General features: G+C 31.3%; 24 protein-coding genes, 1 tRNA gene, 1 pseudogene and 1 riboswitch. Of the genes and pseudogenes, 13 read left to right on the top strand and 13 right to left on the bottom strand.

What is annotated here, in order from left to right; translation table 11 throughout:
• Positions 1–152: 152 nt before the first annotated feature.
• The 3 genes from thrH (at position 153) to ACI313_RS04760 (ending at position 3,694) form a co-directional block, all read left to right on the top strand.
• Positions 153–758: a bifunctional phosphoserine phosphatase/homoserine phosphotransferase ThrH gene (gene thrH, locus ACI313_RS04770; RefSeq protein ID WP_320608454.1), complete on the top strand. Its 606-nt coding sequence runs from the start codon at positions 153–155 to the stop codon at positions 756–758.
• A 103-nt stretch (positions 759–861) separates the two neighbouring features.
• A complete protein-coding gene (trkA, locus tag ACI313_RS04765) occupies positions 862–2,223 on the top strand; it encodes a Trk system potassium transporter TrkA (RefSeq protein ID WP_439755413.1) in 1,362 nt (453 codons plus the stop codon).
• 22 nt (positions 2,224–2,245) lie between these two features.
• Positions 2,246–3,694, top strand: coding sequence for a TrkH family potassium uptake protein (locus tag ACI313_RS04760; RefSeq protein ID WP_320608451.1), 1,449 nt, complete (start codon positions 2,246–2,248; stop codon positions 3,692–3,694).
• Between the two features lie 34 nt (positions 3,695–3,728).
• On the opposite strand, the gene ACI313_RS04755 is transcribed toward ACI313_RS04760, so the two are convergent.
• From ACI313_RS04755 to ACI313_RS04745, 3 genes are read right to left on the bottom strand one after another with little or no spacing between them, the layout of a single operon-like run.
• The gene (locus ACI313_RS04755) at positions 3,729–4,418 is read right to left on the bottom strand and encodes a response regulator transcription factor (protein WP_320608450.1); all 690 of its coding nucleotides are present in this window, start codon (positions 4,416–4,418) and stop codon (positions 3,729–3,731) included.
• Positions 4,390–6,291 carry an ATP-binding protein gene (locus tag ACI313_RS04750; RefSeq protein WP_320608449.1) on the bottom strand — a complete coding sequence of 634 codons (1,902 nt, stop codon included), beginning with the start codon at positions 6,289–6,291 and terminating at the stop codon, positions 4,390–4,392. Before ACI313_RS04750 ends, ACI313_RS04755 begins: the two co-directional genes overlap by 29 nt.
• A 24-nt stretch (positions 6,292–6,315) precedes the next feature.
• Positions 6,316–6,966, bottom strand: coding sequence for a potassium channel family protein (locus ACI313_RS04745; RefSeq protein WP_320608448.1), 651 nt, complete (start codon positions 6,964–6,966; stop codon positions 6,316–6,318).
• 134 nt (positions 6,967–7,100) lie between these two features.
• Positions 7,101–7,264: riboswitch (Lysine riboswitch) on the top strand.
• 64 nt (positions 7,265–7,328) lie between these two features.
• On the opposite strand from ACI313_RS04745, the gene dapA reads away from it, so the two are divergent.
• From dapA to ACI313_RS04730, 3 genes are read left to right on the top strand one after another with little or no spacing between them, the layout of a single operon-like run.
• The gene (dapA, locus tag ACI313_RS04740) at positions 7,329–8,210 is read left to right on the top strand and encodes a 4-hydroxy-tetrahydrodipicolinate synthase (protein WP_320608447.1); all 882 of its coding nucleotides are present in this window, start codon (positions 7,329–7,331) and stop codon (positions 8,208–8,210) included.
• On the top strand, positions 8,210–8,914 hold the full coding sequence (gene dapB, locus ACI313_RS04735) for a 4-hydroxy-tetrahydrodipicolinate reductase (RefSeq protein ID WP_439755412.1): 705 nt from the start codon (positions 8,210–8,212) through the stop codon (positions 8,912–8,914). Before dapA ends, dapB begins: the two co-directional genes overlap by 1 nt.
• Before the next feature lie 17 nt (positions 8,915–8,931).
• Positions 8,932–10,113 (top strand): LL-diaminopimelate aminotransferase, encoded by a 1,182-nt coding sequence (locus ACI313_RS04730; RefSeq protein WP_439755411.1) that lies wholly within the window; start codon positions 8,932–8,934, stop codon positions 10,111–10,113.
• A gap of 39 nt (positions 10,114–10,152) precedes the next feature.
• On the opposite strand, the gene tig is transcribed toward ACI313_RS04730, so the two are convergent.
• The 4 genes from tig to ACI313_RS04710 are packed head-to-tail and all read right to left on the bottom strand — an operon-like array spanning position 10,153 to position 14,949.
• Positions 10,153–11,100, bottom strand: a complete 948-nt coding sequence (tig, locus tag ACI313_RS04725) for a trigger factor (protein WP_439755410.1) — start codon at positions 11,098–11,100, stop codon at positions 10,153–10,155.
• A 44-nt stretch (positions 11,101–11,144) separates the two neighbouring features.
• Complete coding sequence (locus ACI313_RS04720; RefSeq protein WP_320608444.1) at positions 11,145–11,708, bottom strand: GNAT family N-acetyltransferase; 564 nt, start codon at positions 11,706–11,708, stop codon at positions 11,145–11,147.
• Positions 11,709–11,747: 39 nt separating this feature from the next.
• A complete protein-coding gene (locus tag ACI313_RS04715) occupies positions 11,748–12,695 on the bottom strand; it encodes a glycyl-radical enzyme activating protein (protein WP_439755409.1) in 948 nt (315 codons plus the stop codon).
• Entirely contained in the window at positions 12,658–14,949 is a 2,292-nt protein-coding gene (locus ACI313_RS04710; protein WP_439755408.1) for a glycyl radical protein, read from the bottom strand. Before ACI313_RS04710 ends, ACI313_RS04715 begins: the two co-directional genes overlap by 38 nt.
• Before the next feature lie 349 nt (positions 14,950–15,298).
• Between ACI313_RS04710 and ACI313_RS04705 the strand changes: the two genes are divergently transcribed.
• Positions 15,299–15,604, top strand: a complete 306-nt coding sequence (locus tag ACI313_RS04705; RefSeq protein ID WP_320608441.1) for a hypothetical protein — start codon at positions 15,299–15,301, stop codon at positions 15,602–15,604.
• 388 nt (positions 15,605–15,992) lie between these two features.
• Here the strand turns inward: ACI313_RS04705 and ACI313_RS04700 are convergent, their stop codons facing one another.
• Entirely contained in the window at positions 15,993–16,754 is a 762-nt protein-coding gene (locus ACI313_RS04700; protein ID WP_320608440.1) for a DeoR/GlpR family DNA-binding transcription regulator, read from the bottom strand.
• A gap of 3 nt (positions 16,755–16,757) precedes the next feature.
• On the bottom strand, positions 16,758–18,125 hold the full coding sequence (locus tag ACI313_RS04695) for an NAD(P)/FAD-dependent oxidoreductase (RefSeq protein WP_439755407.1): 1,368 nt from the start codon (positions 18,123–18,125) through the stop codon (positions 16,758–16,760).
• A 51-nt stretch (positions 18,126–18,176) separates the two neighbouring features.
• On the opposite strand from ACI313_RS04695, the gene ACI313_RS04690 reads away from it, so the two are divergent.
• A tRNA-Ser gene (locus ACI313_RS04690) sits at positions 18,177–18,267 on the top strand.
• Between the two features lie 6 nt (positions 18,268–18,273).
• Here ACI313_RS04690 and ACI313_RS04685 read toward each other — a convergent pair.
• Positions 18,274–19,461 carry an EVE domain-containing protein gene (locus tag ACI313_RS04685; RefSeq protein ID WP_320608438.1) on the bottom strand — a complete coding sequence of 396 codons (1,188 nt, stop codon included), beginning with the start codon at positions 19,459–19,461 and terminating at the stop codon, positions 18,274–18,276.
• Between the two features lie 177 nt (positions 19,462–19,638).
• On the opposite strand from ACI313_RS04685, the pseudogene ACI313_RS04680 reads away from it, so the two are divergent.
• The 4 genes and pseudogenes from ACI313_RS04680 to ACI313_RS04665 all read left to right on the top strand — a co-directional run bounded on the left by ACI313_RS04680 (position 19,639) and on the right by ACI313_RS04665 (position 22,536).
• Positions 19,639–20,385, top strand: a pseudogene (locus ACI313_RS04680) (YwaF family protein).
• The gene (locus ACI313_RS04675; protein WP_320608436.1) at positions 20,345–21,520 is read left to right on the top strand and encodes an ATP-dependent nuclease; all 1,176 of its coding nucleotides are present in this window, start codon (positions 20,345–20,347) and stop codon (positions 21,518–21,520) included. Before ACI313_RS04680 ends, ACI313_RS04675 begins: the two are co-directional and overlap by 41 nt.
• 32 nt (positions 21,521–21,552) lie before the next feature.
• Entirely contained in the window at positions 21,553–22,152 is a 600-nt protein-coding gene (locus ACI313_RS04670) for a flavin reductase (protein ID WP_439755406.1), read from the top strand.
• Positions 22,153–22,167: 15 nt separating this feature from the next.
• Positions 22,168–22,536, top strand: a complete 369-nt coding sequence (locus ACI313_RS04665; RefSeq protein WP_320608434.1) for a desulfoferrodoxin family protein — start codon at positions 22,168–22,170, stop codon at positions 22,534–22,536.
• Between the two features lie 26 nt (positions 22,537–22,562).
• Here the strand turns inward: ACI313_RS04665 and ACI313_RS04660 are convergent, their stop codons facing one another.
• Positions 22,563–23,429 (bottom strand): CPBP family intramembrane glutamic endopeptidase, encoded by an 867-nt coding sequence (locus ACI313_RS04660; RefSeq protein ID WP_320608433.1) that lies wholly within the window; start codon positions 23,427–23,429, stop codon positions 22,563–22,565.
• A gap of 74 nt (positions 23,430–23,503) precedes the next feature.
• Between ACI313_RS04660 and ACI313_RS04655 the strand changes: the two genes are divergently transcribed.
• Complete coding sequence (locus tag ACI313_RS04655) at positions 23,504–24,694, top strand: MalY/PatB family protein (protein ID WP_320608432.1); 1,191 nt, start codon at positions 23,504–23,506, stop codon at positions 24,692–24,694.
• A 9-nt stretch (positions 24,695–24,703) separates the two neighbouring features.
• Here the strand turns inward: ACI313_RS04655 and ACI313_RS04650 are convergent, their stop codons facing one another.
• Both ACI313_RS04650 and ACI313_RS04645 read right to left on the bottom strand, forming a co-directional pair.
• Complete coding sequence (locus ACI313_RS04650) at positions 24,704–25,237, bottom strand: ECF transporter S component (RefSeq protein ID WP_320608607.1); 534 nt, start codon at positions 25,235–25,237, stop codon at positions 24,704–24,706.
• On the bottom strand, positions 25,218–26,162 hold the full coding sequence (locus tag ACI313_RS04645) for a nucleoside hydrolase (RefSeq protein ID WP_320608606.1): 945 nt from the start codon (positions 26,160–26,162) through the stop codon (positions 25,218–25,220). Before ACI313_RS04645 ends, ACI313_RS04650 begins: the two co-directional genes overlap by 20 nt.
• Positions 26,163–26,182 lie beyond the last annotated feature (20 nt).

Raw genomic sequence — 26,182 nt, 5'->3', positions numbered from 1 at the left:
GAGGATATAACTCTTTTCAAGTGACAAATCACTTAACTGTTATATCCTCTTTTTTATACTTGTTTTTATATTAAATACATATGTCAAAAGATTGTGTACATTTTTATATTATTTTGATATAGTATATACATTATAAAGGTGAGGAATTATATATGGATATGAATATTGTATTTTTAGACATGGAAGGCGTTCTTGTTCCTGAAATTTGGATTGCTTTCGCAAATGAAACAGGAATTCAAGAATTAAAGAAAACAACGCGAGATGAACCAGATTATGACAAATTAATGAACTATCGTCTTAATATTTTAAAAGAACATGGACTTGGTCTAAAAGAAATTCAAGAAACCATTTCTAAAATTGATCCAATGCCAGGAGCTAAAGAATTTTTGGATAAACTTAGAAAAATTACTCAAGTTATTATTCTAAGTGATACATTTACTCAATTTGCTTCTCCTTTAATGGAAAAATTAGATTGGCCAACCATTTTCTGTAACACATTAGAAGTTGATGAAAAAGGCACTATCATTGGATACAAAATGAGATGTGATCATTCTAAACTAACAACCGTTCAAGCCCTCCAATCATGTGGATTTCAAACAATTGCTTCAGGAGACAGTTTCAATGACTTAGGAATGATTCAAGCAAGTAAAGCTGGTTTCTTATTTAAAACAACAGATGATATAAAGAAAATGTATCCAGATATCCCAGCATACGAAGACTATGACGAATTATATGAAGCCATAAAGAATGCATTATAACCATCGCAAGATGGTTTTTTAATATCTAATTGAAAGAAAATCTTTATACGAGTATTATATATTAAGATTAAATTAAGAAGAAATAAGGAAACATTAAGATAGTATGAAGATTATTATTGTAGGTTGTGGAAAAGTTGGTTTCCAAATCGCAAAACAATTAGATGACGAAGGACATGATATTACTGTAATTGACAACAACACTTATGTTTTAAATAAAATCACAAACATATTAGATGTTGATGTCATAAATGGTAATGGTGCAAGTACTGATACATTAAATGCTGCCAAAGTAGACCAAGCAAACTTAGTAATTGCTTCTACTTCCAGTGATGAAATCAACATTATTTGTTGTTTTATTGCCAAAAAATTAGGAGCCGACCATACCATTGCTCGTATTCGAAATCCTGAATATCGTAAAACAACGCGTTTATTAAAAGAAGAATTAGGACTAACAATGTCAATTAACCCCGAAGAAGTTGCGGCTCGTGAAATTCTTAAGAGTCTTAGCTATCCTTCTCAAGTAAAGGTCAATAGTTTTGCCAACGGAAAAAGTGAATTAGTTGAGTTTAAAATTATGAACCATAGTCCTTTAATTGGCTTACCTATTTCTAAAGTAAACAAAACACTGAAAACTAATGTCTTGTTTTGTACCATCGAAAGAGAACATGAAATTCACATTCCTGAAGGTTCTACTATTATCCAACAAGGAGATAAAATTAATTTTACAGGAACCACTAAAGACATTGAAAATTTCTTATATAAAAATGGTATAAAGCGTACTCGTCCTTTGCGAGAAGTAATGATTGTAGGAGGTGGAAAAATCACTTTCTACTTAACTCAAAAACTCATTGAACTAGGAATTGATGTACGTATTATTGAAAAAAATAAAGCAAGATGCCTAGAACTTGTTGAGCAATTCCCAGAAGCAACAATTATTCACGGGGATGGAACCGATCATGAATTTTTATTAAGTGAATCATTAAATCAAATGGATTCATTTATTGCTTTAACAGATAACGATGAAGAAAATGTCATTGTTTGTATGTTTGCTTCCAAAAATGGCGTACCACGTGTTCTTCCTAAAATAAATCGTATTTCCCTTGGTTTTTTATTAGAAAGACTCGGAATACAAAACGCGATTACACCAAAAATGCTTTGTGCCAACCAAATCGTACAGTACGTTCGTGCCATGCAAAATAGTGTCGGAAGTAATGTAGAATCATTATTAACTATTCTAGATTCCAATGTCGAAATCCTTGAATTTAGGGTTCGTGATAATTGTAAATTCACAGGAATTCCACTAAAAGATGTAAAATTCAAAAAAGACATTTTGATTGGATATTATTCTAGAAAAGGAGTTATTTCCATTGCCAAAGGAGACTCCATCATTCTAACTGGAGATACTGTTATGATTTTTAGTTTAGAAAAAGGATTGAGGGATATCAACGATGTATTGGACAAGTAAAATAAAGCAATTAAATTGGTCAATGATTTTTAGCATCATTGGATATGTATTGCTTGTTGAAAGTGTTTTATTATTATTTCCTTTGATTGTGAACTTTATCTATGGTGAAAACGATTTTATAGCCTATTTAATTCCCATTGTTTTATGTTTAGTGATTGGATATCCACTCACATTAATTCAATCAAAAAAAGGATTTATATTTGCGCGAGATGGTTTATTTGGTGTTGGATTATCATGGATTGTGGTGTCTATGATTGGGTGTCTTCCCTTTGTGATATCGCAAGACATTCCCAATTATATCGATGCCCTATTTGAAACTATTTCTGGATTCACAACAACTGGATCAAGTATTTTAACAAATATCGAAGCTCTATCTCATGCCAATTTATTTTGGCGTAGTTTTACCCATTGGATTGGTGGAATGGGAATTCTTGTTTTTGTGTTGGCTATTGTTCCAGGAAGCAATGATCGTACTATGCACATTATGCGTGCCGAAGCACCTGGTCCTACTATTGGAAAACTTGTTCCTCGTATGAAAAACAGTGCTTCTATTTTATATGCGATTTATATCTTTTTAACGATTGTGTTAATTTTCTTATTATGCATTGGTGGAATGCCTTTATTTGATTCACTTTGCCATGCCTTTGGAACGGCTGGAACAGGTGGATTTAGTATTTTAAATAGTGGAATAGGTGGCTATAATAGTGCTTATTTCGATATTGTTATTACGATTTTCATGTTGTTGTTTGGTGTTAATTTCAACATGTATTATTTTCTATTAATTAAAGAATACAAACAAGTATATAAAAACGAAGAATTTAAAGCCTATATTGGAATTGTCGTTTTATCTACTTTATTAATTGCCTTTAATATCCGCTCTATGTATGCCAATATTTTTGAAGCCCTTCGCTATAGTAGTTTTCAAGTTGCGACTATTATAACAACAACCGGATATGCTACTACCAACTTTGATTTATGGCCAATGTTTTCCAAAATCATTTTATTTTTATTAATGATCTTAGGAGCTTGTGCTGGAAGTACAGGTGGAGGATTAAAAGTTTCTCGTTTTTTAATTATTTTAAAGAAATTAAAAGTTGATATTCAAAGACTGATTCATCCTCAAAAAATTGATGCGATTACAATGGATGGAAAAATTGTAGAAGATGATTTAGTACACAATATATTATCTTATTTTTGTTGTTTCATGTTTTTCGCATTCTTTTGTGTTTTAATTGTATCACTTGATAACTTTGATTTTGAAACAACAATCACATCTGTCTTTGCTTGTATTGGAAACATTGGTCCTGGTTTTGGGTTATGTGGACCAATGGGAAACTTCTCACAATTTTCTAATTTATCAAAGATTGTATTATCCATTGCTATGTTAGTAGGACGACTAGAGATCTATCCAATTATAATTTTCCTAACGCCTTTTCTTTCAAATAAAAAACATAAAAAAAGAAATATATAAAAACAAGGTGAATCTTGTTCCATTAGATTCACCTTCAGTGTTTAATCATTCGATAACCTACACCAACATGTGTTTGAATATATTTTGTTGTTGGATCTTTTTCCTCTAATTTTTTTCTAAGTGTAGCCATAAATACTCTTAGCGATGCGATATCATTTTCTAAAGCCGTTCCCCATACTTCTTTTAAAATATATTTATGAGTAAGAACTTTTCCTGTATTTTTACATAACACACACAATAACTTATATTCAATTGGAGTTAAATGAATTTCTTCATTGCACATCGTAACTGTTCCTGCTATAAAATCAACACATAAATTACCGTTTTGATATAATGAACTACCACTTGTATCTACTGTATTCAATCTTCGAATTACCACTCTAATACGTGCTAGTAATTCATCTACCGAAAATGGTTTTGTTAAATAATCATCGGCACCACGATCTAAAGCTTCAATTTTATCATTATCTTCTGTTCTGGCACTCACTACAATAATAGGAACATTGCTCCAAGAACGAATTGTAGAAATCACTTCACATCCATCGATATCTGGTAATCCTAAGTCAAGTAAAATAACATCCGGTGATTGTGATGAAACAATCATAAGTGCTTCTTTTCCTGTTTGTGCTATTTCATATTTGTATTCATGTAATTTTAGTGTTGTCACAATCAAGTTACGAACAGACACATCATCTTCAACAACTAATATATTTATTTTTTTCATGTTCTTCATCCTTTAATAATGCCACCACAAAAACACTACCATGTGGAACATTATCCTCTACCCATATTTTTCCTTTGTGTAGTTCAACAATCGATTTACACAAAGACAAGCCTAATCCTAATCCACGTTCATCATCGATAACTTCGTGTTGACCTCGATAAAACATTTCAAATATTTTATCTTTATCTTTTATTCCTTTTCCTTGATCTTTAATGTAAATATATACATAAGAATCATCGTCTTTTAATTGAATTGTTATAGTCGTTTGTTCTGGTACATATTTTATCGCATTGTTTAATATATTCACAAGCACTTGAATAATAAGTTGAGCATCCATTTTCACAACATATATTTCTTTGCTTGGTTCTAAATAAATAATGTGATGCTCACAATGCACACGATGAACTGCCTCTTCCACTATTTCTTCCACGACTTCTGGTGTTTTCTTTAACGCAATTTTTCCTTGTTCAATTTTCGTTATTGATAAAACATTTTCAATCATTTCATTCAACCACAGTGAATCTTTATATATACTTTCCAACATGCCGTGTCGCATTTCTTCACTTAGTGAATTTCCATTTTCTATTAATGTGTTAGAACATCCAATAATAGAAGTAAGAGGAGTACGCAAATCATGAGATATTGTACGAAGCAAATCCGCTCGTAATTTTTCATTATTCGCACGAATCAAAGATTCTTCTTTTTCTCTAGCATTTTTATCGTTTTCTAAAGCCATTGAGCATTCCATCAAAATTGATAAAATCATATTTTTCTGTGACATCTCAAGCCCTTTTCCGTCTAGACAAATTCCAAACACACCATGTGTTCTTCCTTGAATATACAAAGGAAAATAAACATATTTTGCTTGTTCAAAATAATTTGTAGTGGCTCCTGCACTTTCATGATGATTAAAAACCCATTCTACCACTTCTATTTCCTTTTTTAAAATAGCTTCATCACTTTTTTCATAATAAAAAGGAACATCTTCTTGTAGATACACAACAATATTTTTATTCACAATTAACTTTATTTGCGAAATCGTGACATTTAATATTTCTTCTTTATTACGAGTTCGATTTAATAACTGATTTGTTTCCAATAATGTTTTCGTATGACGAGCAATTTTAGATGTCGTTCGTGCATATGACTTTAATTGCCATGCCAATGTACCCGTTATAAACGATGAACAAAACATGATTAAAAACGTCAAAACGTATCCGTTATCATAATAAAACAAAGTATATTTTGGATCCGTAAACAAAAAATTAAAAATGATTACACTTAAAAATGAGTCAATTCCATTTAAAAGTGGATTCGAAGTCAAAAGCGAATTTACTAAAACTCCTAATATATAAATTGTGATAATATCAGCATCGTTCATTCCAGTTTGAGCAAGGCATAACCCAATGCAACTTGTCACCAATAATTCAAGCAACATAATCACAATGTCTTTTCCTTTAAATGAAAAACGTTCTTTTTTATCAAAAAAGGCATTTTTATCTGGAATAATATAAACATTGATATCTGTTAAATATTCAATTAACTGATCACTAATTGATTGATGATGAATAAAAATAGATTTAGACTTAGATTGTCCAATCACTATTTTTTGAGCACCAATATAATTGGCGAACTGCGCTATTTGAAAGGCCACATCATCACCATAAACATAGTTCACATTTATATTTAAAGATTTGGCATATTCGATATTTAATTGTAGCTGTGTTTGTTGTGTTTCTTTCTTTTTCTTTGACGTTTCGACATAAACACCAATCAACTCGGCATGAAAGGCTTTACTCATTTCATAAGCTGCTTGGATTACGCGACCATTTATTTGCGAAGATGACAAACACACCAATACTATTTCTTTCATATCTATATTTTATATCAAATAGTTTTAATCGTATTTAAAAACTTTTTGAATTTGTTTAATTTGACCAATCACCAATAAACGCATATCTCCTGTAAAAATCGTATTCGGACCAAAATCCATTGTCACAGCATCGTTTACTTTTAAGCCAATCACATTAATGTGATATCGATTTCTTACATCAACTTGAGAAATGGTTTTCCCAATCCAGCTTCCTGGTACATCTAATTCATAAATCGCATGATTTTTATCTAGTTCAATGTAGTCAAAAATATGTTCTGAACTAACACGAATGGCTGTCCAATTGGCTAATTGTCTTTCTGGATATACAGCTTCATCAGCCCCATTGCGTAATAAGAATTTTTTATGTCGATCACGGCATGCTCGAGCAACAACATATTGTGCTCCTAATTCTTTTAATAAAGAAGTAGTTTCCAATGAGCTTTGAAAATCATCTCCAATTGCACATACACAACAATCAAAATCAGATACTCCAATTGTACTCATAAATTGTTCATCTGTACTGTCTCCAATTTGTGCAACGTGTACATATGATAATACAGCATCAATTCTTGATTCACGGTTATCTATAACCATAACTTGGTGTCCCATTTCATATAATTTATGTGCACAGTGCCTTCCAAAGCGTCCCATACCAATGATTAAAAACGATTTCATGTTTACATTCACCTCTAGCTACTATTATCTATAAATCAATATTAACGTTGTATTAATATACATCATTTTGTATTAAGATTGTATAAAGATTTTTTTATATCTGTTTGATTAATTACATTATAAGAGTATAATTCTATTTAGATAGAGGCGCGATAACGACAAGTGAATGAAGAGTTGGCAAACATTTGATTCATTCATTAAGCAATATCGCCGAACTGTTTTTTTAGGCATAAAAAAATGGTGGACCAATGGAGAATATCTATTGGGCTGTCTACTTTGTAGGAGTGCTATCTTAATTTGATCTTTAATGTCAGTAAGATAGTGTGCTTACTGACATTTTTTATATCAAAAGGAGAACTTGTATGAAACCAATTAAAGGAAGTATCGTTGCACTAGTAACTCCATTTCATGAAGATGGAAGTGTAAATTTTGAGAAGTTAGAAGAATTGTTGGAATGGCACATTGAAAACAAAACCGATGGAATTCTAGTTTTAGGAACCACTGGTGAATCATCAACAATGACCCAAGAAGAAGACGATGAAGTTGTTGAATGTGCAATTCGTGTTGTGAATCATCGTGTCCCTGTTATTGTCGGAGCTGGTTCTAACTCAACTCAGGCTATGAAAGAAAGAAGTATTAAATACGAAAAAATGGGTGCCGACCAATTATTGTTGATTAGTCCTTACTACAATAAAACAAACGAAAAAGGAATGATTGCTCATTTTACCGAATGCGCAGATGCTGTAAACATTCCTATTATTTTATATAACGTACCAGGTAGAACTGGATGTGCTATTAGCGAAAACGCTGTTAAAGTTTTATCTCAACATCCAAACATCATTGGAATCAAAGAAGCAAGCGGAAATATTAGTTATGCGACAAACATTGCTCGCTATTTAAGTGATGATTTCGTTATGTATTCAGGAAACGATGACATGATTACCACTATTATGGCTTTAGGAGGATCGGGTGTTATTTCTGTTCTTGCCGACATTGCACCAAGACAAACACATGATATCGTTCAAGCTTGGTTAGATGGAAAGCCACAAGAAAGCTTAGCTCAACAATTAAAATACTTAGATGTGATTCATGCTTTATTCTGTGAAGTGAATCCCATTCCGGTAAAAGAAGCCATGAACATGATGGGAATGAACATTGGTGGATATCGTCTTCCTTTATATGAAATGGAAGATAAAAATAAAGAACGTCTTCACAATGCTCTAGAACAGGCAGGTTTATTGTAATGAAAATACTTGTGATTGGAAAAGGTAAAATGGGTTCTTTAATTAAACAAACTGCCTTAGATAAAGGACACGAAGTCATTGGAATAGTCGATATCTTTGATGCCGATTCTATTTCAAATAAGCAATGTGATGTTGTGATTGATTTTTCTCATCGTGATAACGTGGAATGGGTTTGTGATTATTGCCAGAAAACAAAGGCATGTCTAGTTATGGGAACCACTGGTTTAGAACAACATCACTTGGATATGATTCAAGCTTTGGCGAATACAAATCCTGTGTTTTTCTCATATAATTATTCCTATGGTGTTGCTGTTGTTCGAAAAGCACTCGAATACATTACCCCAATGTTAAAAGAAGACTTTGACATTGAAATGGTGGAAGCCCATCACAACCAAAAAGCCGATGCTCCTAGTGGAACCGCAAAAATGTTGTTAGATGCCATTGATCCAAACAATGAATTCAAACACGTATTCTCACGTGAAGGAATGACTGGTAAACGTGAAAAAGAAATTGGTGTTTTTGCCCTTCGTGGAGGTACGGTAGCTGGTCAACACACAGTTTATTATTTTGGAAATGATGAAAGTATCACTATTTCTCATAATGCGACAAGTCGTCAAATTTTTGTCAATGGAGCCATTAAAGCCGCTGAATTTATTGTTTCTCAAAAAGCTGGTTTATATTCAATGGATGACTTGTTAGGATAAAGGAAGGAACAATCGATATGAGTATTAAAGTAAATGAAAATTATCAAAATTTAGAACAAAACTACTTATTTAAAACAATTGCTCAAAAAGTAAATGCGTATACAGAATTACATCCTGATAAAAAAATCATTCGTCTAGGTATTGGAGATGTCACTTTACCCTTAACCAATAAAGTTATTGAAGCTCTACATGCTGCTGTTGATGAAATGGGACATCAAGAAACGTTCAAAGGATACGGAAATGAACAAGGATATGACTTTGCCATTGATGCTGTAATGAAGCATTATCAATCTTATGGTGTCACATTAAACAAAAAAGAAGTTTTTATTTCGGATGGTGCCAAAAGCGATTGTGGAAATATCACTGATATCTTTGGAGACAATGAAATCTTAATTCCAGATCCTGTATATCCAGTTTATTTAGATTCAAATATCATGTGTGGAAGAAAAATAAATTTCATCCAGGCATCACAAGAAAACAATTTTCTTCCTATGCCAAATGAAGTAGAAAAGAAAAGCTACATCATTTATATTTGTTCACCTAATAATCCAACTGGAGCCGTTTATTCTAAAGATCAATTGAAACAATGGGTTGATTTTGCCAATGAAACAGAATCTGTAATCATCTTTGATTCGGCTTATGAAGCTTATATTCACGGTGATTATCCACATTCTATTTTTGAAATTGAAGGAAGTCGCACTTGTGCCATCGAAATATGTTCTTTATCTAAAACCGCTGGTTTTACAGGAACACGTATGGGATGGACTATTGTTCCTATTGAACTTGTTTGTTCAGGAACAGCACTAAATCCAATGTGGAATCGTCGTCAATCCACAAAATTTAATGGAACTGCTTATATCATTCAAAAAGCGGGTGAAGCTGCTTTAAGTCCTGATGGATTTAAAGAATGTAAAGAACATATTGCGTATTATATGGAAAACGCAAAATTATTATCAGATTTATTAAATAAGAAAGGTATTTGGCATACAGGTGGTATTTCAAGTCCATATATTTGGTTAAAATGCCCTAATAATATGTCTTCTTGGGAATTCTTTGATTACTTATTGAATGAACTACAAATTGTTGGAACCCCAGGATGTGGTTTTGGACAACAAGGAGAAGGATATTTTAGATTAACTGCATTTGGATCAAGAGAATCCACTTTAGAAGCTATTGAACGATTAGAAAAGGCACTATAATACAAAGAACCAAGATTTTTCATCTTGGTTCTCTTTTTATTAAAGGTAATGAACAATAGCGTTATCTAATACAAGTTGGCTAGCTTTCATTAATTTAATTTCTTTTTCCATTTCATCATGAGGAATTTGTTGTTTAACAACTTCTTCATCAATTCCATAAGAAGCAGCAATTAATTTCATTTGTTCAGCAATTTCTTCTTCCACATCAATGATTTCTTCTAAACGAGCCACTTCCATTAACGCAACTTCTAAGCGAACTTGTTTCGTTGCGAAATCTTTAAATTGCTCACGAATATCATCACGTGTTTGTCCTACCATTTGAAGATATTGATCTAAGCTAAATCCTTGTTGAGCCATTTGCATTTCTACACGTTGCATTTGTTGTTCTAAAGCAGCTTCAATCATGTCTTCAGGTAATTCACCTTCAACTGTATTCATTAAGGCATCAAAAACAACATCTTGAACTTTTTCATTATTTTGTTTTTGAACTTCATTTGATAAGTAAGCACGAACATAGTTTTCAAATTCTGAAACAGTATTTACTTCAGGAATTTGTAAAGATGCGACAAATTCATCGTTTAATTCAGCAGGTTTTGATGTAAAAATATCATGTACTTTTACTTTAAAAATTACAGGTTGACCAGCTAAGCTTTGTTCTTGATAATTTTCTGGGAAAGTCACATGAAGATCTTTTTCTTCACCTTTTGTCATTCCGATCATTTGTTCTTCAAATCCTGGAATGAATTGACCAGATCCAATTACCATTTCATAGTTTTTAGCTGTTCCTCCATCAAAGGCAACTCCATCTTTTAATCCTTCAAAATCAAAAATAGCGCTGTCTCCGTTTTCAATTGAACCTTCTTTTGATTCTTTTAATGGATTTTGAGTTAAAGTATATTGAATTTGTTTGTTTACCATATCATCTGATAACTCTACTTTTTCAACTTCAACTTCAATTCCCTTGTAGTTTCCAATTTTAATTTCCATATTTAATCCTTTCTACAGACCACTCAAATATAACACAAAGTCCTTTATTTTACTAATTTAATGTTCACAAATGGAATTACCTCTTCCATATTATTTTTATGCTCTCCAATGAATTTTTCCATCCAAATCATATCCACCCATTCATTGAATTTATATCCACACTTATGGAAAGTTCCTACTAATTGAAATCCCATTTTTTCATGAAAATACATGCTTGTATTATCTAAGTGTTCATTTTCATGTTCTGTATAACTAATGCAAGCATTCATATTTAGAATATTTTGTTTCTTTAAACAATACTCCAATGCTTCATATAACTGTCTTCCAATTCCTTTTCCTTTCGCATTCACATCCAAATAAATGGTTGTTTCCACTGACCAATCATAGGCTTTACGATTTTTAAATGAATTAGCATAGGCATATCCAAGCACAATACCATCTTGTTCATATACTAAATACGGATATTTTTCCATAATCTTTTTCATTCGATTTTGAAATTCTTCATCACTGATTACATCGTATTCAAACGTTATTGATGTATTTTCAATATAATATTGATAAATCTTATTTAATTGCGCTGCGTCTGTTAATTTAGCTAATCGAATCATACGGACCCTCCTTGTCAACAATAATAACATAAAAAGAAGTCAATCGACTTCCTTAATTACTTGTTTAATTCCATTGTTTGTACAACACACATAAAATTCATTCATTTCATCTTTGGTAAATCGCTCTGGATTTTGTTCAAAACAAAAATCCATATCCAAATAAGAATATTTAGAACTAGCTAATGGATTATAATTTAATAATTCATACTTTACATCTTCATATAAACCTGAGATAAATCGTGAAATCATAGCTATATTATCCATTGTTGCACTCATAAAAGGAATAAGAGGCGTACGAATCGTTACTTTATCACGATGTTCACTTGTTAGTAAATAAGTAATATTTGATTTAATGATTTCATTGGATACACCGGTATATTTTATATGCTCTTTTTCATCGAACAATTTACAATCACAATATATTTGATCTATGTAAGGAACAACTTTCTTAACAATTTCAATGTCTGTATAAAAAGAAGATTCAATTGCGGTATGAATTCCTTCTTCTTTGCATTTCTTTAAAAGTTCTAGTAAAAATTCATGTTGCACAAAAGGTTCTCCTCCCGAAAAAGTAACACCTCCACCATGATTGAAAAAAGCTTTATCTTTCATTAACTCATCAAATGCTTGTTCAACTGTATATTCCTTAGCATCATAGCTTAAAGCACGGGTAGGACACATATTTACACATTCATCCCAATTTTCATCAATTTCTCTATGAATCACAATACGACCATCTACACATTCAATTCCTTTATGCTTCGAAATCGATACACACGTTTGACAATGAATGCATTTATTTTCCATATAAAGAACTTGTCTAGAAGCACTTAACCCTTCTGGATTGTGGCACCACTTGCATCGAAGAGGACATCCTTTTAAAAACAAAGTCGTACGAATTCCTAGTCCATCATGGGTCGCAAATCGTTTTATATCGAAGACATTTCCTTTAAATGGCATCGTAACTTGTTCTGGCAATGATTTCATCTTGAAGGTCTCCTGCTAGTTCAGTGAAATAAGCGGTATATCCGGCAACACGTACCGTTAAAGAACTATATTGTTCAGGATGTTCTTTAGCCGCTAATAAATCTTTTTTAGAAACAACATTAAATTGTACATGTGGAATTTCTAAGTCTACAAATGTTCTCATAAAATTCGCAAATTTCTTAATTCCTGTTTCTGTACTAAAGAATTCAGGAAGGAATTTCATATTTAGTAATCCTCCATTGGTTGTACATTGATTTTCCAAACGAGAAACAGATTTTAAAACAGCTGTTGGTCCATTTAAATCACGTCCATATACCGCTGATAATCCTCCATCTGCTAATGGACTTTGACTCAATCTTCCATCCGCACTGGCTCCTACATTTTGTCCCATAGGTACATGAGCACTTACTGTATACATACCCGTATGATATGGTCCATTTCGATAATTAGTATATTTCTTTAACTTATTACGGAAAGCACTGGCCCATTTAGAACCTAGTTCATCAACCCATTGCACATCGTTTCCATATTTTTCCACACGATTCAATAAAGTTTGGCGCATAACTTCTTGTCCTTCAAAATTATTTTGAAGCGCTTGTTCTAATTCTTTACCTGTATAACGTTTTTCCTCAAATACCATCTTTTTAATAGCGGCTAAAGAATCTGCTAAATTCGCAACTTGAATCATTTGAATTCCTGACAAATTATAATGCGCACCACCATTCACTACATCTATACCTTTTTCTAAACAATCATCAATAACACAAGATAAAAATGGTGTTGGTAAATGATCTTGATGTCCTTTTTCTACTTTTTCACAGCATTCAATCATTTTATCAATAAAATAATCCATCATTTTTTCAAATGCACACTCTAATTCATCAAATGTTTTATAAGTAGAAAGAGAACCAAAATCAGGTGCTAATGTTTTACCCGTAATTAAACATTTTCCATGATTACATGTAAGTTCTAACACCTTACATAAGTTGAACATTGCCGCATCTGACCATCCTAAATTATTTCCTTGGGTAGTGATTTCAACACATCCTACAATCGCATAGTCCATGGCATCTTTTTTAGAAATTCCTAAGTCCATTAGTGCTGGAATTAAACTTTCATCATTAAAGAATTGTGGCATTCCACTTCCTTTGGCAACACAACGAATCGCATGTTCTAATAGTTCTTGATTCGTATTTTTATGTAAGCGAACGCTTAAATTGGGTTGTGGTAATCCGATTTCTTCTTGCGCTTGAATCATTAAATGACTTAATTCATTGACATAGTCATTCCCATTTTCATCTTGTCCACCCACAGCAATATTAAATCCAATAGGGAATCCAGCAAAATATTTAGCGGAATGGGCATTTCGTAAATACACGATTTGATTAAATTTAAGCCATAAACACTCAATTAATTCTAGTGCTTGTTCATCAGTTAAATGATCATTTTTATAGTAAGGATATAGTGTTTTATCTAATCTTCCTGGAGAGAAACTTGAGGCATTACTTTCCATGTGTAACACAACCATTAAAAACCAAAGTGATTGGAGTGCTTCTCTAAAGGTATGAGCTGGTCTTATACTTAAATCATGACAAATTTCTGCTACATCATCTAAGTTCATTTCTTTGGCAAGTGATGCATAACGATTCATAAAGTCTTGTACACCTTGCATCACTATAATCGTTGATTCATAGAATTCTCTTTTTTTCACATCTGTACACGATTCTAATTTATCTTGGGCAATTTGAATATACCCAGCTGGGCCTGTTTCTAACCATTCCTTTACATTAGGGCAAATGTGTCCTTGGGCATGATCGGTTTGATTGATTTTGACAACAGTAGAAATTGCCGCAATCTTTCCATCGGCTTTCACATCATCTTCCAATGATTTTCCTTTCCAGTAAGGAACAATACATTCTCTAAAAGTTTTAATATCTTCTTCTCTGACATTAAATTTATCTTGAGGACGAGTTGGAATCGTTTCAAATTCTTTGTCTACCCAACTAATTCCACTTTCTGGAAATGCAACACCATCACGAACTCCTTTGGTACGATTTCCAACGATCAATTCTTCGGGTTCAATCGCAATTTCAATTTTGTTTAATGCATTATAAAGTGAATAAGCACGTTTCATTTGTACCGAGTCATTTTCGTGTTGTTTATAGGTTTCGGTAATAATCATGGCTTGTTCAATACTGACATAGCGAGAATGCGATAACATTTTTTCTTTTAATATTTGGATGCGCTTATTCATATATTTTCTCCTTTTTTATCGTTTTTTATTGTTTATACGTTCAATATACGATTATAAATACGAAATGTCAATAATTATACTTAATCAATTCGCCTCTTTTCATTTTTATAAAATCATAAAACATTTATATAAAACTGTTGTTATTTTATAAAATATATATAATATAATTAAAGATAACGTTATCATAAATTATAGAAATGAGTAATTAATATAGTAATTGTTAATTTAAATAAAAAAGAATTACTGCACTGTTTTATTTTTAATTGATTTGTTTTCAAAAAATAATCATTTTTCAATTACTTGGAACATCTTTTTTAACACTATACAAAAACAATTATTTTTAAGGAGTGTGATTACTATAAAAAATGTTTATAGGTTTTTAATTATCTCATTCTTGATTATTTTTTCTTTTGGGTGTCAAAACATTAAAAGTGAAACACAGGGTCAATTTATTGACATTACATATAAAGAACTTGTTAATAAAATAGAAAACAAAGATACCTTTATATTGCAATTCACTAAGACAACTTGTCCTTTTTGCAAGGATTTAGAAAAAATCGAGAATGAATATTTTTTAAATAATGATGAAATCATTTTTAGATTTTTTACTGATTTAAACGAAAAAGACTATAATGAAAATTTGAATTTTTTTTAAACTACTTTTGAAGATTTTTCACTTGTTCCCACTGTATATTGGATTGAAGATGCTACACCAAGAAATCAATTGCCTATTCTAGAAAACAATCAATATGATATTTTAGATAAATGGATTACAGATAATAAAAATTATTAGAAGGTATTTGTATGTCAAAAATCAAAAAAATATTAAACAAAATAAATAATTACTTTATAGAACGAAAACAATTAAGTAAAATACTAGGTCAAATTGTATTTTGAATATTAATTGTTGCCAATTCCCTGGTATATACTTTTTGTCCTAAAAAATCATTTTTATATATCTTATTCATAATTTGTGAAATTTGTTTTCTACTTTGTTTTTACTTTAATTTCTATATATTAAAAAAATACTACGACAAAAAAGACTAGATAATCACTAGTCCTTTTTTTTCTATAATACTTCTTTGTTTATCATTCAATACACGATCTGTAATAATTCCATCAAAATCTTCTAAATGCGCACAAACAAAATTTCCATCTTGTTCAAATTTAACACCTTCAACAACAACATAGCTATGTTTTGAACGAGAAAGTACCATTTTCTTTGTCATTCCATCATTCACATCATAAGTAGTTAATTGATTTTTATTTAAATCAATTCCTACAACACCTAGAAACGACAAATCAAATTGATAATCTTTTAATAAATCATTTGTGATGGCACCCACAAATCCATCTTTCGTACGATTAAATCCACCACCAATAAAAATTAAATTTGTATCACATTCAGCACTGAAAATTAATAAAATATCAACACTATTCGTAACAACCGTTATATTCAAATTCTTTTGATAAATTAACTTAGCAATTTCAATATTTGAAGTTGAAATACCTAAGAACACCATTGCCCCAGGTTTAATTAACTGAACCGCCTTTTGAGCAATGATCTTCTTTTCTTCTACATATTTATCTAAGCGTGCGGAAACATTAAAAGTATGCGGATTTTCTCGAATACTAATTGCTCCTCCATGCACTCTTTTTAATTTTCCTTCTTTTTCTAGGATAGCTAAGTCTTTTCGAATACAATCTTCTGTCACTTCATATTCTTGAGCTATATCACGAACACGAATCGATGATTCTAGATTTAATTTCGCAAGAATATGATCGTGTCTTTCTTTTTGAAGCATGAATTACTCCTGATTTAAAATATTGCGGGCTACATATACACCGGAAGCAGATGCATGAGACAATGAGTGAGTAACTCCTGAACCGTCTCCAATTACATATAATCCTTTGTATTTTGTTTCTAGGTTTTCATCGATATCTACTTCCATGTTATAGAACTTAACTTCTACACCATATAATAAAGTATCATCGTTGGCAGTACCTGGTGCAATTTTATCTAAAGCATGAATCATTTCAATGATTCCATCTAAAATACGTTTAGGAAGAACTAAACTTAAGTCTCCTGGTGTTGCTTTTAATGTAGGACGAACCATACCTTCTTCAATTCGTTTAACAGTTGAACGACGTCCTCTTTCAAGGTCACCGAAACGTTGTACGATAACGCCTCCACCTAACATATTTGATAAACGAGCAATACTTTCACCATATCCGTTTGAATCTTTGAATGGTTCTGAGAATTGTTTAGAAACCAATAAGGCAAAGTTTGTGTTATCTGTTTTCTTGTCTTCTCCATTAAAGCTATGTCCATTTACAGTAATAATACCGTTTGTGTTTTCGCTAACAACGATTCCATTTGGATTCATACAGAAAGTACGAACTTTATCTTCGAATTTTTCGGTACGATATACGATTTTACTTTCATATAATTGATCAGTTAAATGTGAGAAAATTACAGCTGGTAATTCAACACGAACACCTAAATCCACACGATTTGATTTTGTTGGGATTTGTAGATCTTCACAAACTCTTTCCATCCATTTTGATCCGGAACGACCAACTGAAACGATACATTTATCACAATCAATTGATTGATCTTTATAGTATAAACGATATCCTTGTTCTAATACTTCTAATTTTTCAATTGGTGTATCAAAGTAAAAATCAACTTTATCTTTTAATAAGTTATATAAGTTTTCTAATACAATATAGTTCACATCTGTACCCAAGTGACGAACAGATGCATCCAATAATTGAAGTTTATTCTGCATACAAATTTTCTTGAAATTTGAACCAGCTGTAGAATACATCTTAGTACCTTGTCCACCATATTCCATGTTGATATCATCAACATATTTCATTAATTCTGTAGCTTTTTCTTTTCCAATGTATTCATATAGAGTACCACCAAAGTCATTTGTGATATTGTATTTACCATCACTAAATGCTCCAGCTCCACCGAATCCATTCATGATTGAACAACTTTTACAATTAATACAATTTGTGATTTTATTTCCATCAATTGGACATTTACGTCTATTTAATGTATGTCCTGCATCAAAAATCGCAATTGACAAATTAGATTTTGTTGCCAATTCATAAGCAGAATAAATTCCTCCTGGTCCAGCTCCAATAATAGCTACATCGTATTTCATTTCTTTTCCTCCGTTTGACTTCTTTATTTGAATCATGTATCCTTTTAGTACGCAAGAATACCCAAGTGGCTGAAGGGGCTCGCTTGGAAAGCGAGTAGATCGTGCAAGCGATGCCAGGGTTCAAATCCCTGTTCTTGCGCCACTTTTTTTATATTCGAGCTTCATAAAAAATATACTGATACAATTCCTTTTTTAATTTCATAGCACACTGTGGTGCATTCTTCAATCCATGTTCTTTTAAATTTTCAAAAGACAGTAAATCATTATCAATGAAATGAACAAGTTCCATACAAAAATAATGACCATATTCATCATCTTTTTCTTTATCTTCTTGTGAATACCAATACTGTGAATCATCTAATGCTTTATGATCTAAATTAATTTCCTTCACTTTGCACAAAGCCATAATTCTTTGAACCGGACTGGAACTATATAATAAAATAGTATCTCCCACTTCATAGTGGAACACCTGCCGGGAATACATACACTTATGCTTTTTCAAAAACGCATAGTGATCAAAATGATTCGGATTCACTGACATCAACCATGTATGATTGATATCAATGTGAGTACACTGATTAGAAAATGCAGATAAAAACAACTCCATTTCAAATTCATGTTCAAATTCATACTTTATCCCAAAATGTAAATCCTCATTTTCGGGAAAAGCACTTAATTCACGATTGAAATAAACAGATCCATTGTATCCCTTCAAATACGTATCCGGATGAACAATCACATTAGCACAATCAATGTTTAAAGTATAAACAATTTCTTTACTATTTTTATTTTGAAATTCATTAATCTTTTCGTTTTCTTTTGTTTTTTCAAATCCATATTGATTCAACAATTCATCTAAAGGAATAGAATCATTTGAAAACTCACTCGGAGCTAATACATATTCCTTTCCAAACGAATTCATAAAATTCAAAGAATCTAATTCTTTCCATTTTTTCTCTAAATCTTCACTAATCGGATAAGGAATTTGGGTCCCCGTCGTTTTCTTTAACCAATTAAAGTCCGCGATTTTCTTTAAAGATTGAATTGATAATATCTCTTGGGATTTATCATCATAAATACAATCAAAACAAATATAGACCATGTGATTATCATCACTTTTAAAAACATTGCTTGCGGCATATCCACTTGCGATGATTCCTTTGGGAAAACTATTCACTTTCATCAAAAAAAGGCGATCTCCTTTTTGAATGGAACGATTTTTTCCACAATTCCATTTTTCAAAAGTAGTTCCCACTTGTGAAAATTCATTTCGTTTTTCTTGATAAGAATCCCACGCAAATTTTTCTGGATTCCATGTCAACAACCATGTCTTCATAGTACTATTTTACTATAGAAATAGCGCTAGTGCGAACAAAATCACAAGAATCCAAAGTATAATTTTAATTAAAAACTTTGTTGTTTTGAAAATAACTTTGATTAGAATAATCATAATCAATAAAGATAAAATAAACTGCATATTTTTTTCTACTTTCTAATGATGTAAAATATAAGTATGTTAAAGTACTTCTTTTACAATGTCAAAGACATTCCAAGTCAATATCAATGGCAACCATATCATTTAGGATATTGGACATGGATTCTTATTTTAAGTATTCTTGTTGTCATCATGGCTAATATCTATAAAAAATCAAATCATAAAAATCAAATTTTAAAAGGTATTGCCATTTTGATTTGTGTCCAAGAAGCCTTAAAAGACATCTTACATTATACAGCAGGAAGCCTCACTTTGTCTCATTTACCTTTACATTTATGCGGAATTTCTATCTTTATGGTCACTTAGCACGCCTTTAAACCCAACAAATTAAACAGTGAATTTATCTATGCCCTTACTTTACCCGGAGCCATTATCGCTTTAGCCTGTCCAGATTGGACGCAATATCCTCTTCTTCATTTTTCAAGTGTCAATAGTTTTACTATGCATACTTGGTTAATCATGTATGTTGTCATTCAATTATATGCAGGTACTTTAATTCCTAATTTTAAAAATTTGAAATATACATTTGTTTTTACTTTACTACTTATGATTCCTATTTATTTTATTAATAAAGTTTGGGATACAAATTTCTTCTTTATAAATACACCTTCCCCTGGTTCTCCTTCGGTTGTTCTCTATGATTTATTTGGGAATGGTTTCGTATTATCTTATATAATAATTTGTTTAATTTTATGGATTTTAATGTATCTTCCATGGAGGCATTATGAAAATAAAGGCAATATCGTTCATCCAGAATTATCGTAATTTATCGAATCAAATGATTTACTTTGATGATGATATTAATTTTATAATTGGTGACAATGACTTAGGTAAAACAAACATTCTTGAATTATTGAATTGTTTTTTCATTAAAAAAAGATTTGAAATCAGCGATTATTATCATCCATCAAAGCCTATTAAAATCGTAGTTGATTTAGAAAACAATGAACAAATAATGGGTATACAATATCCCAATCAAGACAAAATAATATACGATAACACAAATAATCTTGATTCCATTCATGGTTTATTTATTCAATGTCATCCTACTTTAAATGAAGATGAGACCATTGCTTCGATTATGAAACAAATCCAAGATTGTTTTCCTTGTCCTTCTTTTGTGTTATTTGATGAACCAGAGAATCATCTTCATCCCTATAAACAAAGAAGTATGGTTAAAAAAATTCATGAGAAATTATCAAATCAATTATTCATTGTTACGCATTCACCTAATATTTTATTGATGAATTATAAACAATTTATTCGTGTCTTTTTAAAGAATAAACAATTACATATTGTTTCAGGTTCAAAAATCAACTTAGAAGAAACAGAACTTTATAAACATATGCTCCATAACTTCATTTATTTAAAAGAAGCTATGTTTTCTAAATTAGTTATCTTTGTGGAAGGAGATAGTGAAAACGGTGCTTTTCCTGTTTTTGCTCGTCGCTTAAAAATTGATTTAGATGAACATGGCATTGGTATTGTGAAATTAGATGGCGCTGAAAGTGTTGTTCGTTGTATGTTGTTGTATCGTAAATTTGGAATTGAATCACTAGCCATTATTGATCAAGACAAAAAAGATAAATATAAAAACATTTCGAATATTTTCTATACCCATGGCATTGACTTTGAAGAAGATATTTATGACAACTTTGCATTAGATGATTATTTTAATTGTTTAAAAGAAATTGGAGGATATACCTATTTACATAATTGTTGGGAACAAGAAAACTTAGATGAAGTGAGTTTCATGAAAAAATATAAACCTAGTCAACTTCGTTATTTACGAGAAAAGAAAAATGCTTTAAAGGGATTGTTGTTAGCTTTATATGTCACTCGTATTCCTGATAGTTATATTCATGTGATTAAAGAAGCACTTCGCATGACAAATCAATAAAATCATGTATGATAAAGTTAAAGGAGGTCATCATGAACAATAAAGCAATGTATAACTTAACCTATGGTTTATTTATTTGCACAGCCAAAGATGAAAACAAAGACAATGGATGCATTGTGAATACAGTAAGCCAAGTAAATTCTTCTAATCGTGTAGTTGTTTCTATTAATAAAAATAATTTAACACACGATATGATTCTTAAAACCAAAGAATTTAATGTTTCTATTTTGACAGAGAAATCTTCCTTTGATACGTATAAACACTGGGGATTTCAAAGCGGTAAAGATGTTGATAAGTGTATTGAAATTGAATATGAAAGAAGTGACAATGGCATCATTTATATCACCAATGAAACAAATGCCTATTTAAGTTGTAAAGTAGTTCAAACCGTTGATTTAGATAGTCATACACTATTTATTGCCGATGTTTGTGATTGCAAAGTTTTAAGTGAAGATCCATCCGTAACCTATGCATATTATCAAAAGAACATCAAACAAAAACCAAACACAACAAAGAAAAAAGGATGGATTTGTACAGTATGTGGATATATCTATGAAGGAGATATCCTTCCATATGATTTTATTTGTCCTTGGTGTAAACATGGGGCAAGTGATTTTAAACCAATAGAATAGAAAGAAGGTAATTATATGAAATTTTATATTTGTGAACATTGTAAAAATATTGTAACATTTGTGGAAGATAAAGGCGTTCCTGTTATGTGCTGTGGACAACCAATGAAAGAACTTGTTCCTAATACAAGTGATGGAGCTGGTGAAAAACACGTTCCTGTTGTTGAAGTCAACGGAAATGAAGTAACAGTTAAAGTTGGTAGTGTTGAACATCCAATGTTAGATGTACATTATATTGAATTCATTGCCATTGAAACAAAACAAGGAAGTCAAATTAAATATTTAAAACCAGGAGAAGTTCCAAGTGCAAAATTTGTATTAAGTGAAGATGATGAACTTGTTGCTTGTTATGAGTACTGCAATCTTCATGGATTATGGAAGAAATAAGGATTGGCATTAAGCCAATCCTCTTTTTATATTGATAATAAATTTCCAATCATTGAAATAACACTAACAATCCATAATAAGATAGTAGGAACATTGAAGAATGTATAAGAAATCAATTCATCCGGAAAAGATTCCAATTCTATATTTTTAGCTAAGTTTATTATATTTTTCAGTAAACAAATGACTCCCACAATCATGACAAAAAACATTACATAACTAAGGAATGCCACTAAATATGTGGGTCCATAAAGCGTTATGAACGTAACAAGCATAGCCCATAAATTATTCATAAAATGAATGGCTATGTTTACTTTCATAGAATCGTATTTCAAAGAATAATGAGCCATGATGCATCCCAAACAAAATGTAAAGAAAAACTGTGTTAAGTTCATATGCATTAAGGCAAATAGAAAACTCGATGCCAATATCGCAAACGTACGATTATATCGATCTAAAGTTCTTAATATTGCGCCTCGAAATAATAGTTCCTCAAAAATAGGTGCTACAATAACAACTTGAATAAAAACACCAATATTTGATAAAAGATTATTGCTCACTTCTACTTGTGCTGTATCAATATTAAAGCCAAACAACCAATTTAATGCTTGCATAAACAATGTAATTACTAAATTAAGTCCAAGAATGTTAAGAAAAGATGATCCTAATATTTTTAAAGGAAAGTTATTTTGAAAATCTTTTTTTCCTATTTCTATATGATTATTATTTTTTAAATATCGGTATGCCAAATAAGAACTAAGAGTCAATACAATGGCTAATAAAACATTTATGATTCCTTCATTACGGCCACCAAATCCGACAATAATTCCTCCTAAAAATTGGACCGCAAAACAAATCCATAGACTTCTTCCTATTCGTTTACAATCGTTTTTCATTTTTGACCTTCCTTAATTTATTTCATTGTAACATAGTTTTGATTGTGTTTTAATATACAAGAGGTGGTAAAAAAATGAAATATGATTTTCAAACAAAATTAAATCGAAAAGGACACGATGCACTTGCACTTGATAACTATCCAACTTATGGAACCCAAGTTAAAGATGGATTTGATGTCATTCCAATGTGGGTTGCGGACATGAACTTTCCCACTTTTCCAAACATTCAACAAACAATTCAATCTCGCTTAAATGAACCTCATTTTGGTTATTTCTCACCAAGTGATGCGTATTATGCAGCCATTCAAAATTGGCAAAAAACAAGAAACAATGTTGAAGTTGAAGCCGATGCCATTGAATATGAAAACGGTGTTTTAGGTTGTTTAAGCTCAGCTGTTCGTGCTTTTACATCAAGTGGAGAAGCCATTTTAGTTCATTCTCCAACATACGTAGGATTTACCCATGTATTAGAAGACTTAGGTCGTAAAATCATTCATAGTCCTTTGTACTTAGATGAAAATGGAATTTATCGCATGGATTATGAAAATATGGACAAGCTTTGTAAAGAATATCACATTCACTTTGCGATTTTCTGTTCTCCACATAATCCAACTGGAAGAGTATGGGAAAAAGAAGAAATTGAAAAGGCGATGGAAGTTTATCGCAACAATGATTGTGTTGTGATTAGCGATGAAATCTGGTCAGATATTTTATTAAATAATAATAAACACATTCCTACTCAATCAATTAGTGAAGATGCCCAAAACAGAACCATTGCGATTTATGCTCCTTCTAAAACTTTTAGTTTAGCTGGTTTAGTGGGTTCATATCATATTATCTACAACAAGATGCTTCGTGATAAAGTCATTAAAGAAAGTAGTAGCACTCATTATAATGCTCCTAATATTTTATCGGTATATGCTTTAATGGGAGCTTATAGTGATGAAGGACAAATTTGGACAGATGAATTATGTGAAACTTTATCAAACAATGTGAACTATGCCTATGATTTTATTAAAAATAATTTTCAGGGTGTTCAAGTAAGTAAGCCACAAGGAACTTATATGTTGTATTTAGATTGTTCAAAGTACTTAAAAGCACATAATATGTCTATACAAGATTTACTTCAAAAAGGAATTGAAGTCGGTGTTATTTGGCAAGATGGTACACCTTTCCAAAAAGAAAATACCATTCGTATGAACGTAGCCTTACCAACGGATCGAGTTAAAGAAGCTTTTGAACGATTAAAAAAATATGTATTTTAAAAAAGGAGCTCAGGCTCCTTTTATTCTTTCTGGCATTCTTTTTAATATTGTGGATACAAGTAATACGCCTACTAATTTATCGATGTAATCGGTAATAAGTTGAATCACAAAACACGATAAAGGAAGGCCTAATATTGGTTTTAATAGTTGTACGAAAATACTAGATCCACTTGATGTGATTCCTCCAAACAAATAAGCAGTAATTGCACTTGATAAAATAGATGTAGGAATGACAACGAGTAACGTAATGAGACAACTTGACCATAAACTATCTTTTTTATATTTCCATAAAATTCCAAACAAAAGACCTAATACAATTCCTACTGGTGCATAATACAGGGCAAATGCATCTCCCATCATAAAGAAAATTAAACCACTTAAACAATGCGGAATCATTCCATATATAGGTCCATAAAGACTAGCAATCAAAATCGTTCCAATGCAGTCTAAATAAATAGGAAGTCGTAATGTTAAAGCAATTTGAGCTCCTATGATATTAATACAAATAGCTAAGGCAATAGCACTAATTTTTTTCGCATTCATGAATGTTCTCCAATAAACAAGTGAAAAATAAATCAAAGAATTTATCGACATCGACTTGTGTTAAAACATAGGCATTGGATGGTTTACGATAAAAGCTATGGTCATCGACTATGCTTTGTCCAATGGAAATACTTTGAGTTTCAATTTGAACATAAGATGAAAATCCTGAACAGATGCTTGGATCAATAAAATAGGCAACTGCTAGTGGATCATTAATAACACATCCAACTAAGTGTTCCCATTCTAAGTGAAATTTAAAATAAAATTTCGTAATTTTTTCAACAAAGTCACCAACATACGCATTTCTTTGTTTCATGTTTTCTAATAATTCTGGTGTTAATACAATTTGACGAGTTACATCTAGACCAACCATATGTACTTCTTTTCCAGCGTTATAAACAATTTGTGCAGCATCAGGATCACACCAATAATTGTATTCCGCAACTGGTGAACAATTCCCATGGGATTTGTAACATCCACCCATAGAAATCAATGTATCAATACGATCATAAGCTTCTTTGTCTTGTTGAATTAACTGCGCTATATTCGTTAATGGACCAATGGCAATCACACTACATTGTTCTTGTCTTAAAATATGAGAATAAAACGATAAAGCATCCATGTCTTGTTCATATCCTGCAACAGAGTCTAGAAAACTTTCTCCTAGGCCATCACTTCCATGGGTATCTAGGGCATTGATGTATTCTCTTTTCAATGGTTGATGGGCTCCTACATAAATAGGAACATCCAATCGGTTCATAAATTTTAATACTTTCTTGGCATTTTCAAATCCCATTTCCACAGGACAATTTCCTTCTACAATCGTAATACCAACAACTTCAATATCTGGATGCGATAAAGCCAACATAATAGCTAAGCTATCATCAATGCCTGGATCACAGTCTATAATAATTTTTCTTTTCATTGTCCCTCCTATAAAAAAAG

This window comes from Floccifex sp. (genome assembly GCF_051873495.1).
GTDB lineage: Bacteria > Bacillota_I > Bacilli_A > Erysipelotrichales > Erysipelotrichaceae > Floccifex.
The sequence above is the reverse complement of the archived record's forward strand: the minus strand, read 5'-3'. Positions and strand labels throughout refer to the sequence as shown.